The 12,182-nt window shown below is 58.0% G+C and carries 9 protein-coding genes; 2 read left to right on the top strand and 7 right to left on the bottom strand.

The genetic code is table 11. The annotated features are described in order from the left end of the window. Positions 1 to 17: 17 nt before the first annotated feature. A complete protein-coding gene (locus E2F51_RS02020; protein WP_134822615.1) occupies positions 18 to 758 on the bottom strand; it encodes an SDR family oxidoreductase in 741 nt (246 codons plus the stop codon). Positions 759 to 972: 214 nt separating this feature from the next. Here E2F51_RS02020 and E2F51_RS02025 point away from each other — a divergent pair, with 214 nt between their 5' ends. Next, the gene (locus tag E2F51_RS02025; RefSeq protein WP_134822616.1) at positions 973 to 1,725 is read left to right on the top strand and encodes a FadR/GntR family transcriptional regulator; all 753 of its coding nucleotides are present in this window, start codon (positions 973 to 975) and stop codon (positions 1,723 to 1,725) included. Between the two features lie 51 nt (positions 1,726 to 1,776). On the opposite strand, the gene narI is transcribed toward E2F51_RS02025, so the two are convergent. The 5 genes from narI to E2F51_RS02050 all read right to left on the bottom strand — a co-directional run bounded on the left by narI (position 1,777) and on the right by E2F51_RS02050 (position 10,179). Further along, a complete protein-coding gene (narI, locus tag E2F51_RS02030) occupies positions 1,777 to 2,454 on the bottom strand; it encodes a respiratory nitrate reductase subunit gamma (RefSeq protein ID WP_053143883.1) in 678 nt (225 codons plus the stop codon). Between the two features lie 2 nt (positions 2,455 to 2,456). Next, positions 2,457 to 3,179 (bottom strand): nitrate reductase molybdenum cofactor assembly chaperone, encoded by a 723-nt coding sequence (narJ, locus tag E2F51_RS02035; protein ID WP_134822617.1) that lies wholly within the window; start codon positions 3,177 to 3,179, stop codon positions 2,457 to 2,459. Next, positions 3,176 to 4,720: a nitrate reductase subunit beta gene (gene narH / locus E2F51_RS02040; RefSeq protein WP_134822618.1), complete on the bottom strand. Its 1,545-nt coding sequence runs from the start codon at positions 4,718 to 4,720 to the stop codon at positions 3,176 to 3,178. The genes narJ and narH overlap by 4 nt, the downstream gene beginning before the upstream one ends. Beyond that, positions 4,717 to 8,478 (bottom strand): nitrate reductase subunit alpha, encoded by a 3,762-nt coding sequence (locus E2F51_RS02045; protein ID WP_134822619.1) that lies wholly within the window; start codon positions 8,476 to 8,478, stop codon positions 4,717 to 4,719. The genes narH and E2F51_RS02045 overlap by 4 nt, the downstream gene beginning before the upstream one ends. A gap of 306 nt (positions 8,479 to 8,784) precedes the next feature. Further along, a complete protein-coding gene (locus E2F51_RS02050) occupies positions 8,785 to 10,179 on the bottom strand; it encodes a NarK family nitrate/nitrite MFS transporter (protein WP_134822620.1) in 1,395 nt (464 codons plus the stop codon). A gap of 323 nt (positions 10,180 to 10,502) precedes the next feature. Here E2F51_RS02050 and narL point away from each other — a divergent pair, with 323 nt between their 5' ends. Next, positions 10,503 to 11,150, top strand: a complete 648-nt coding sequence (narL, locus tag E2F51_RS02055; protein WP_013203522.1) for a two-component system response regulator NarL — start codon at positions 10,503 to 10,505, stop codon at positions 11,148 to 11,150. Between the two features lie 29 nt (positions 11,151 to 11,179). On the opposite strand, the gene E2F51_RS02060 is transcribed toward narL, so the two are convergent. Further along, a complete protein-coding gene (locus E2F51_RS02060; RefSeq protein WP_197535583.1) occupies positions 11,180 to 12,127 on the bottom strand; it encodes a LysR family transcriptional regulator in 948 nt (315 codons plus the stop codon). Positions 12,128 to 12,182 lie beyond the last annotated feature (55 nt).

Here is a 12,182-nt window from a genome sequence, read left to right on the forward strand (position 1 = left end):
CAAAAATAGGGCGGCGATCAGTTACTCCAGCCGCCATCAATAATGTGGATCGCGCCGGTGGTGTAGGCGCTGGCATCCGAGGCCAGATACAGCGCCAGCTGGGCGATCTCTTCGGTTTTGCCAATACGCCCTATCGGCTGGCGCGAGACAAACGCCTGATAAACGTCGGCTTCGCTGCGCCTTTCGGCTTTAGCCTGTTCAGCAATGCGCTGCCGCAGCGACGGTGATTCCACCGTGCCCGGACAAATGGCATTACAGCGAATACCGCGCCCGACATAATCCGCCGCCACCGACCGCGTCAGTCCAATCACCGCCGCTTTCGAGGCGCTGTAGGCAAAACGGTTTGGCACGCCCTTCACGCTGGACGCCACGGAAGACATATTGATAATCGAGCCCTTTTGCTGCGCCAGCATGCCGGGCAAAAACGCCCGCACGGTGTGGAACATGGCGGTCACGTTCAGGTCGAGAGCAAACTGCCACTGCTGTTCCGTGCAGCTGAGGATATCGCCGCTGTGCACCACGCCAGCGCAGTTAAACAGCACATCGATGCTGCCAAGCTCTTCCGCCAGCGCGTGAATGGCCTGCGCATCGGTCACGTCCAGCACCCTGCCGGTGACGCCGGGCAGTTCCTGCAGGCGGGCAATATTGATATCGGTGGCGATCACCTCTGCGCCCGAATCGGCAAACAGTTGCGCGGTATTAAAGCCAATTCCCTGCCCTGCGGCGGTGATCAGCACTTTCTTACCCTGAAGATCCATAACGGTTCCCGTTGATTAAAGGACTAATGGTCAGGCCATTAACGGTGAAAAAAAACGTTTTAAGCGGTGCCCTTTTGCTATGATTCAGGGCATATTCAGCCGTAAAACGCGCTATTTATTTAACCAATTTTTCACATGTTAAAAACATTCCAGCAAGCCGTATTTCTGCAAAATGCTGGCTGAATCGCTTAACTGAAAAACTGCCTGGTGAGCCATGCCGATAAAAAAATTAGAAAATCCAAGAATTTACCGCCAGATTGCCGATCAGCTGAAACAGCTTATTGCCAGCGGTGAATTTCCGCCTGGCAGCAAGCTTCCCGCCGAGCGCGATCTTGCCAGTCAGCTGCAGGTCAGCCGCGCGTCGGTGCGGGAAGCGTTAATCGCGTTAGAAGTGATTGGCCTGGTGGATGTGCGCGTCGGCAACGGAGTGATTGTTTGCCATCCCGGCACCGTCGCGTCGGAAGAGCCGGTGATGATGCAGGCTGGCCGCGATCAGTGGGCCGATGTGGATGATGAACTGGATATCCAGCTGGATTTCAGCGCCGAACTGCCGCCGTTTTCGCTGCTGCAAACCCGCCGGTTGATTGAACCCGAAACCGCCGCGCTGGCCGCACGCCATGCGTCAGAAGACGAAATTGCGTTGATTGAGCAGGCTTATGAGCAGAACTGCCGCGATAACCGGCAAGGCTCGGCGACGCATCCCGGCGATCGGCTGTTCCATATCCGCATTGCGCAGGCCAGCGGCAATCCGGCCTATGCCTTTATCATCGCCCATCTGTTAGGACACCGTTACGGCAGCATGTTCCGCAGCCTGCAACAGCATTACACCCCGCAGGATATGCCGCATCGCTCTGAAACCGAACATCTGGCGATCCTGCAAGCCCTGCGCGCGCGCGATCCGCGTGCGGCGAAAAAAGCGATGAAGGATCATCTGGATGCGGTGATTGAAATTTTCGGTCGGGGATAAAAAAGGCCAGGGGATTAGCCCTGGCCTTGCAATACTCCGCTCGCTAAAAAGTTAACGGCGGTTACGCACAATCTGATAGCGGCGGGTGAGATACTCGACCGGCGCGCTCCAGATATGCACCAGGCGGCAGAACGGGAACAGCAGGAACAGCGTCATCCCCAGCACCATATGCAGGCGGAAAATCACCGCCACGCCCTCAAGATGCTGAGAAGCCCCGCCGTGGAAGGTCACCACCGCCTGCGCCCAGGCCACCAGCTTCATCATCTCGCTGCCGTCCATATGCTGGGCCGAGAACGGGATGGTCAGTAACCCCAGACAAACCTGCACTACCAGCAACGTCAGGATCAGGATATCGCCCACGCTGCTGGTCGCCCGCACGCGGGGATTGGTCAGACGACGCTTCAGCAACAGCCCGCCGCCCACCAGCGTTAACAGCCCGCAAATGCCGCCGGCGATCATCGCCAGCTTCTGCTTAACGTCAATCGGCAGGAAGGCTTCATACATCCAGTGCGGCGTTAACATGCCGACAATATGGCCAAAGAAGATGCCCATAATGCCGATATGGAACAGGTTCGAGGCCAGACGCATGCCTTTTTTATCCAGCATCTGGCTGGAGCCTGCACGCCAGCTGTACTGGCCATAATCGTAGCGTAACCAGCTGCCGATCAGGAAAACCGCGCCGGCAATATAGGGATAGATGTCGAAAAAGAACTGCGATAAATAGTGCATGATTAGTGTCCTGAGGAACGTGGCGTGGCCTGCGCCACGTCCAGATACTGAGGCTTGACCGCGCCAGCAAAGCGACGCTGATGCGTGGCCTGTTGCGCAGAGGCGCAGCCCTGCTCGCCGAGGAACTTCACCTGCTCCTCTTCCCACACCGCATCCAGCGCGGCTGGCGTATCATCGCGGGCTTCGCTTGCCACCTGGCTTTGCAACGCGTCGGCCTGCACACCGCTGCCGGACAGCGACAGCAGCGCGTCAAATAACCGCGCATACGGGCTTTCGCGCTGCTGAAGACGTGCCGCCAGCAGCGCCAGAATCGGCGCGATATCCTGTAATCCGCCGCGTGCCCGCTGCACTGAGCCGTTGCCCAGATACTCCAGGTACAGCGGCAGGAAGTCCGGCAGCTCTTTGCAATCCAGCTCCAGACCGTCGGCACGATACTGATCCAGCAGATCGACCATCGCCTGACCACGATCGCGGGATTCGCCGTGCACATGTTCGAACAGCAGTAGCGAAGTAGCGCGGCCACGATCGAACAGCTCGCAGTACTCCGCCTGCACGTCCAGCAGCGGACGGGCGCAGAAGTCGTGGAGAAACTGCACCAGCGGCGCACGGCTATCCGCATCCAGCTCAGCCGCGCTTTGCAGCGCGTCCACCAGCTCGGCAGCGTGATCGAACAGCGCCTGTTCCGGGTAATCCATCAGTCGGCCAATAACACGTAAGCTGATCATGACCGATCCTCCTGCGGTGGCGTTTTGCGGCCCACATCTATCGCATCAATGCGGCGGCTGTTAAACAAATTGAACTTGCTGTCGCTGCCGTGGCAACCGTCGCCAAAGCTAAAGCCACAGCCTTTGCTTTCCGGGAAGGCTTCACGCGCCAGCTCACGGTGGCTGGAGGGCACCACGAAACGGTCTTCGTAGTTGGCGATCGCCAGGTAACGGTACATCTCTTGCGCCTGCGCTTCCGTCAGCCCAACCTGCTCCAGCGCGCGGGTATCCACTTCGCCGGCGACGGTTTCGGCGCGCTTGTAATGACGCATCGCCAGCATCCGCTTCAGCGCCAGCAACACCGGCGCGGTATCCCCCGCCGTCAGCAGGTTCGCCAGGTACTGCACCGGAATACGCAGGCTTTCCACATCCGGCAGCACGCCGCTGTGGCCAAGTTCACCGGCATCAGCAACCGACTGGATCGGCGATAAGGGCGGCACATACCAGACCATCGGTAAGGTGCGGTATTCCGGGTGCAGCGGCAGCGCCAGCTTCCAGTCCATCGCCATTTTCCACACCGGCGACCGTTGCGCGGCCTCAATCACACTGTTTGGGATGCCGTCTGCCAGCGCCTGTTCAATCACCGCCGGATCGTTCGGATCGAGGAAAATATCCAGCTGACGCTGGTAGAGATCCTGCTCGTTCTCCGCTGAGGCCGCCTGTTCGATGCGATCGGCGTCATACAGCAGCACGCCGAGATAACGAATGCGGCCGACGCAGGTTTCTGAACAGACGGTGGGCTGACCCGCTTCAATGCGCGGATAGCAGAAGATGCACTTCTCCGACTTGCCGCTTTTCCAGTTGAAGTAGATTTTTTTGTACGGGCAGCCGGTCAGGCACATCCGCCAGCCGCGGCATTTGTCCTGATCGATCAGCACGATGCCGTCTTCGCCGCGCTTATAAATGGCGCCGCTGGGACAGGTCGCCACGCAGGCCGGATTCAGGCAGTGTTCACACAGGCGCGGCAGATACATCATGAAGGTGTTTTCAAACTGGCCGTACATCGCTTTCTGGATGTTATTAAAGTTCTGATCGGCGGAGCGTTTCGAGAATTCGCCGCCGAGGATCTCTTCCCAGTTCGGGCCGTTTTCGATCTTCTTCATCCGCTTGCCGGTGATCAGCGAGCGCGGACGGGCTATCGGCTGATGCTTGCCCGCTGGCGCGGTATGCAAATTCTGATAGTCATAATCAAACGGCTCGTAATAGTCATCCAGCTCCGGCACGTGCGGGTTGGCGAAGATTTTCGACAGCAGCCCGACGCGGCTGCCCATGCGTGGCTCCAGCCTGCCGTTGATTTTACGGATCCAGCCGCCCTTCCACTTCTCCTGATCTTCCCAGGCATGGGGATAGCCCACGCCCGGCTTGCTCTCGACGTTGTTGAACCAGGCATATTCCATGCCTTCACGGCTGGTCCAGACGTTTTTACAGGTCACCGAACAGGTGTGGCATCCGATGCATTTGTCGAGGTTCAGCACCATGCCGACTTGCGAACGAATTTTCATGGCTGTTTCTCCTGCTGGCTGCCCTGGCAATCGTCGGTGCCCTCACCGTCTAACCAGTTAACGTGATTCATTTTTCTCACCACCACGAACTCGTCACGGTTCGAGCCGACAGTGCCGTAATAGTTAAAGCCGTAGGACTGCTGCGCGTAGCCGCCAATCATATGGGTCGGCTTCGGACAGGTCCGCGTGACCGAGTTATGAATGCCTCCGCGCTGGCTGGTGATTTCCGAACCGGGAATATTCACGATGCGCTCCTGAGCGTGATACATCATGGTCATCCCAGCCGGAATACGCTGGCTGACCACCGCACGGGCCGTCAGCGCGCCGTTGGCGTTGAAGGCTTCAATCCAGTCGTTATCCTCAATGCCCAGCTCGCGGGCATCGTCCTCACTCCTCCACACAATCGGCCCGCCGCGCGACAGCGTCAGCATCAACAGGTTGTCGCTGTAGGTGGAGTGAATGCCCCATTTCTGGTGCGGCGTCAGGAAGTTCAGCGCCTTCTCCGGATTGCCGTTAGGCTTCTGGTTGAGGAACGGCTTCGCGGCACGGGTATCGATTGGCGGACGGTACACCAGCAGGCTTTCGCCGAAGGCACGCATCCACTCATGATCCTGATACAGCTGCTGACGGCCGCTCAGCGTGCGCCAGGGGATCAGCTCATGAACGTTGGTGTAGCAGGCGTTATACGACACATGCTCATCTTCCAGGCCTGACCAGGTCGGGCTGGAGATAATTTTGCGTGGCTGCGCCTGAATATCGCGGAAGCGGATCTTCTCGTCTTCTTTATTCAGCGCCAGATGCGTGTGGTCGCGGCCGGTGATTTTGCTCAGCGCCTGCCAGGCCTTGACGGCCACCTGGCCGTTGGTTTCCGGTGCCAGCGAGAGGATCACTTCCGCTGCATCAATCGCGCTGTCGATATTTGGCCGACCGGCGGCAGGGCCGTCCGCCTTGACGTAGTTAAGCTGCTTCAGGAAGTCGACTTCGGTCTGGGTATTCCAGCTGATGCCTTTGCCGCCGTTGCCCAGCTTATCGAGCAGCGGCCCCAGCGAGGTGAAACGCTCCCAGGTGGCCGGGTAGTCACGTTCTACCGCAATGATGTGCGGCGCGGTTTTGCCTGGGATCAGCGCGCACTGGCCTTTTTTCCAGTCCTTCACCTCAAACGGCTGCGCCAGTTCGGCCGGGGAATCATGCTGCACCGGCAGCGTGACCACATCGGTTTCCACCCCAAGATGGCCGACACACAGCTCTGAGAAGGTTTTGGCGATGCCTTTGTAGATTTCCCAGTCGCTTTTCGACTCCCAGGCCGGATCGACCGCCGCCGACAGCGGATGAATAAACGGATGCATATCCGAGGTATTCATGTCGTCTTTTTCATACCATGTGGCGGTCGGCAACACGATATCGGAATAAAGGCAGGTGCTGGACATGCGGAAATCCAGGGTCACCACCAGGTCGAGCTTGCCTTCACCACCGTTATCCTGCCATTCCACCTCTTCCGGCATCACGCCGCCCTGACGGCCGAGGTCTTTGCCCTGAATGCCGTTTTCGGTGCCGAGTAAATATTTCAGCATGTACTCATGCCCTTTACCGGAGGAGCCCAGCAGGTTGGAACGCCAGACGAACAGGTTCCTTGGGAAGTTTTGCGGATTGTCCGGCTGTTCCGCCGCAAAGCGCAGCGTGCCCTGCTTCAGGCTGTCGACGGTGTAATCCACCGGCGACATGCCGGCTGCGTCGGCCTTAGCGGCAATGTGCAGCGGATTGACGTTGAGCTGCGGCGCGGACGGCAGCCAGCCCATGCGTTCGGAGCGCACGTTGAAGTCAATCAGGCTGCCGCTGTAACGGCTTTTATCCGCCAGCGGCGACAGCAGCTCTTCGGTGGTGACCGACTCGTAGCGCCACTGGCTGGAGTGGTTATAGAAGAACGAGGTGCTGTTCATATGGCGAGGCGGACGTTGCCAGTCCAGCGCAAAGGCCAGCGGCGTCCAGCCGGTCTGCGGCCGCAGTTTTTCCTGGCCCACGTAGTGCGCCCAGCCGCCACCGCTTTGTCCGACGCAGCCGCAGAACACCAGCATATTGATCAGGCCACGGTAGTTCATGTCCATGTGATACCAGTGGTTCATACCGGCACCGACGATGATCATCGAGCGGCCACGGGTTTTCTCTGCGTTTTCGGCAAACTCACGGGCAATACGGATGATGTTCTGGCGCGACACGCCGGTAATCTGCTCTGCCCATGCTGGGCTGTAGGCTTTGACCTCATCGTAATTCTGCGCGCAGTTGGCATCGCCCAACCCGCGTTCCAGGCCGTAGTTGGCCAGGGTCAAATCGTAGACGCTGGTTACCAGCGCTTCACTGCCGTCGGCCAGGGTCAGGCGCTTGACCGGCAGCTTGTGCAACAGGATCTCTTCCAGCGCGACGCTGTTGAAGTTCTCGCTGGTGATGCCCCCAAAGTACGGGAAGCCGACCTCAACCACCTCGTCATGCTTACCGAGCAGGCTGAGCTGCAGTTCAACCTCCTGCTGGCCTTTGCCTTCGCGCGATTCCAGATTCCATTTGCCCTGCTCACCCCAGCGGAAACCAATCGACCCCTGCGGGGCCACCAGCTCGCCATCCGCTTCATTGATGGCAATGGTTTTCCACTCGGGGTTGTTTTGCTGGCCCAGACCATCGACCAGATCGCTGGCACGCAGCTGACGTCCGGCGGCATAGAATCCGCCTTCACGCGGCTCAAGCAGCACCAGCATCGGCATATCGCTATAGCGGCGAACGTAATCGCGGAAATAGCCCACTTCACGATCGAGGTGGAACTCTTTCAGCATCACGTGGCCCATAGCCAGCGCCATCGCGCTATCGGTGCCCTGTTTCGGGTTCAGCCACTGGTCACAGAGCTTGGCCACTTCGGCATAATCCGGCGTGATCGCGACGGTTTTGGTGCCCTTATAGCGAACTTCGGTGAAGAAGTGCGCATCCGGCGTGCGGGTCTGAGGCACGTTTGAGCCCCAGGCAATGATGTAGGACGAGTTATACCAGTCAGCCGATTCCGGCACGTCGGTCTGCTCACCCCAGGTCATTGGCGACGCGGGCGGCAGGTCGCAATACCAGTCGTAGAAGCTCAGGCACACGCCGCCAATCAGCGACAAATAACGGGCGCCAGCGGCATAAGAGACCATCGACATCGCCGGGATCGGCGAGAAGCCAACGATGCGATCCGGGCCGAAGGTTTTCGCGGTATAGACGTTCGAGGCGGCAATCAGCTCGTTCACTTCCTGCCAGCTGGAGCGAACAAAACCGCCGCGTCCACGGGCAATCTTATAGCTTTTGGCTTTTTCCGCATCGCTGACGATGGAACCCCAGGCCTCGACCGGATCGCTGTGCTGCAGCTTCGCTTCACGCCAAAGGGCGATCAGCTTTTTGCGCATTAACGGGTATTTCAGGCGGTTGGCGCTGTAAAGATACCAGGAGTAGCTGGCACCACGCGGGCAGCCGCGCGGTTCGTGGTTTGGCAAATCCGGGCGGGTGCGAGGATAGTCGGTCTGCTGGGTTTCCCAGGTGACCAGGCCATTTTTGACGTAAATCTTCCAGCTACAGGAACCGGTGCAGTTCACGCCGTGGGTCGAGCGGACGATTTTATCGTGCTGCCAGCGGCTGCGATAGCCGTCTTCCCAGTCACGGTTGGCGTTGAGGGTCTGGCCATGTTTGCCAGAAAAAGGTTCGGCTAGCTGTTTGAAATAGCGGAACCGGTCAAGAAACTTGCTCATCCGGAATTCTCCTGAAGGCCTGATATTGTTAGGTGTGGAGCGACGACATTGCTTAATCTGCGGGCAGAGTACTGTTGCCCCCGAAGGGGCAGATTGATGGCGATCAACAGAAACAGAGGCTAAACCCGAGGGTTTTAGTCGGAATACCACTAAAGGAGGAGGCGGTGAAAAGCGCGTATTTCTCTGAAATTGTTCCATAAAAATACGCTTCGCATCCCCTTTCCGCTGCCCGTTACGCCTGCCCGGCGCAGAGGGAGTAGTGGCTTGCGGTCCGCCTCGACATTGCCGAAACGGACCGAATAACCGCTAGCCGACTTTCTTACGGCCGTAGACCGCCCAGGTGATCACCACGCAGAGCAGGTAGAAACCGAGGAAGACTTTCATTGCGCCGGCGGGGGATCCGCTCATCGCCAGTGACATGCCAAACATCTGCGGGATAAAGAAGCCGCCTGCGGCACCAATGGCGGAGATAAAGCCCAGCGCTGCGGAGGTTTCGGTTACCGCTTCATGCTGCGCCAGTTCGTCGCTGCCGCCCTGCGCTTTCACCCGCTCAAGGGTATTTTTGCGGAAAATAACCGCGATCATCTGGAAGGTTGACCCGCTGCCCAGACCGGCATTGATAAACAGCACCATAAACACGCTGTAGAAGGCGATAAACGATCCCGGATGGTCGCCCGCAGGCAGCGTCATAAACAGCAGTCCGCTGAAGACGGTCATCACCACAAAATTGATCAGCGTGACGCGCACGCCACCGAATTTATCGGACAGCATGCCGCCGACGGAGCGGGCCAGCGCGCCAAGGAACGGGCCAAAGAAGGCGTACTTGAGGATCACGATGTCCGGGAACTGGGTTTTGGAGAGCATGGCAAAGCCCGCCGAGAAGCCGATAAACGAGCCGAAGGTCGCCAGATACAGCACCGCCATAATCCACAGATGGCCGCGTTTCAGCACCGGCAGCTGCTCACGCAGCGAGGATTTCGAGGAGGCCAAATCGTTCATGCCAAACCAGGCCAACAGGGTGCCAATCACCAGGAACGGTACCCACAGCCAGGCGGCGTTTTCCAGCCAGATCACCTCACCGCTGGCAGCCACCTGCGATCCCCCGCCAAAGAAACTGAAGATGCCGAAGGAGATGGCCAGCGGGGCGAAGAATTGCATCACGCTGACGCCGAGATTGCCCAGGCCGCCATTAATTCCCAGCGCGCTGCCCTGTTTCGCTTTCGGGAAGAAGAAGCTGATATTGCCCATGCTGGAGGCGAAGTTGGCTCCGGCACAGCCGCACAGCAGGGCGATAATCATAAAGGTGGAGAACGAGGTCCGGGTGTCCTGCACCGCAAACCCGAGCCACAGGCAGGGGATCAGCAGGATGCCGGTACTGAACGCCGTCCAGCGGCGGCCACCAAAAATGGGGATCACAAACGAGTAAGGCACACGCAGCAAAGCGCAGGCCACGGACGGGAGTGCGGTCAGCAAAAACAGTTGTTCGGTGGTGAAGTTAAACCCCACCTTGTTCAGATTGACGGTAATGGCGCTGAACAGCATCCAGACGCAGAACGCCAGCAGCAGGCAGAACACCGAAATCCACAGGTTACGGCTGGCGATGCGTTTGCCGTATTGCTGCCAGAATTCGGCATTTTCAGGCTGCCAGTCCTGAATGACCGTTCCGCCTTTGGTTGAGGGAGTAGAAGGTGTAAGCGACATAGTGTTCTCAGTGACAGGAAGATTTAACGCACATCCTGCTGATCGCTCTGCTGATTCAGGTTGATGCAAATCAACCAGACGACAGGTAGTTACTGCGCGTTTTCAGCGCCAGACTCCAAAAGAGGTAGATGAGGGGGATTAATTAACCTGCTGTAAATCCTCAGCTTTAAAACATTACTGCTACGCTATAATCAATTTCTGAACAGATTTGGAAATTTGGTGTTACCCATTAAGTGGTATAGGGATAATCCCCGGGATACGTAGAATAACGCTCAGGCCCGGCCAGTCTGGCCTGTAACAGCACTGACCCAAAGGACACCACCGTGAAAGAAGAAGCCGCCACCATATTACTGATTGACGATCATCCGATGCTGCGCAACGGGGTGAAGCAGCTGATCGCGCTGGACGAGCGGTTGCAGGTGGTTGCCGAAGCGGGCAACGGCACGCTCGGCGTCGAACTGGCGGGGGAACTGGATCCGGACCTGATCCTGCTGGACTTAAATATGCCGGGCATGAACGGGCTGGATACGCTGGTGCAACTGCGCACCATCGAGCTCTCTGGCCGCATCGTGGTGTTCAGCGTGTCGGATCATGAAGATGACGTGGTGAATGCGCTGAAGCGCGGTGCCGATGGCTATCTGCTAAAGGATATGGAGCCGGAAGAGTTGCTGAAATCGCTGCATCAGGCCGCCGCCGGGCAAATGGTGCTCAGTGAAACGCTGACCAATGTGCTGGTCGCCAGCCTGCGGGAAAACCGCCCTTCCGACGAACGGGACATCGAACAGCTCACCCGCCGCGAGCGCGATATCCTCAAGCTGATCAGCCAGGGCATGACCAATAAAGCCATCGCCCGCAAGCTGTCGATCACCGAAAGCACGGTCAAGGTTCACGTTAAGCATCTGCTGAAAAAGATGAAGCTCAAGTCCCGCGTCGAAGCCGCCGTTTGGGCGTTGCAGAGCGGGCATGAGTGAGCAAGCACTGCCGGCGACTGTCAAAACCCTCAGCTTTCCTTCGCCGGATCCTTATCCGGCAAATCGGGCAACGTCTGTAATCCGTTATTCCTGCGAATGATATTAATAAGCTCCCGTAAGGCTGGATGAACATAGCGACGGCTGCTGTAGTACATGTGAAACGGCTCACCCTGACATGCATGGCTCGGCAGCACGTTGATCAGTGACCCGCTGGCAAGCTCAGCATCGACCCGCGACTCCAGCACATAGGCGAGGCCAATCCCGTCGATGGCGGCGGCGATAGTGGTTGAGGTATCTTTCAAGGTGATAGCACCCGGCACACTCATGCTGTAAACACCGTCAGCCCCATCAAACTCCCAGCGGAAACTGGCGTTATTGCCAAGAAGCAGTTGCAGACAGTTATGTTCTGATAATTCAGCCGGGGTGGTTGGCACGCCATGACGCTTCACATACTCCGGCGAGCCGACCACGATCCAACGCTGCGTATCGGTCAAGGCGACGGCAACCATATCCTCGGGCACCAGATGCCCGTAACGCATGCCGGCATCAAAGCCTTCAGAGGTAATATCGACCGGCCTGTCCTCGACAACGACCGTCAGCCTGACGTCTGGCCACTGTTCGGCAAACGCTTTCAACGCCGGCACGATTAACTGCGCGGCAGCATCGGCAAAAACATTGAGTCGCAATACGCCGAAACGACTGCGGCCAGGCGCGTTAACGGTATCCAGCGCGGATGAAATGACATCAAAACCCTCGGAGAGCTTCTCAGCCACCTCCAGCCCAAGCGCTGTGGGTGAGACCGAGCGACTGGTCCGGTTCAAAAGCCGTGCATCGAGTCGGGTTTCCACCCGGCGTATGGCATGGCTTATGGCGGAAGAAGAGAGGCCAAGTTCGATGGCGGCAAGCTTGAAACTTCGGCAGCGCAGTACCACCAGGAAGGCCTGCAGATCGGCAAAATCAACACGTTCCATTTTCATGATGAATACCATTAACTGATTCAATGAATAGCATGCATCTTTTAGCATGGGATCT

This window comes from Erwinia sp. QL-Z3, from assembly GCF_004551645.1.
GTDB classification, from domain to species: Bacteria; Pseudomonadota; Gammaproteobacteria; order Enterobacterales; family Enterobacteriaceae; genus Erwinia; species Erwinia billingiae.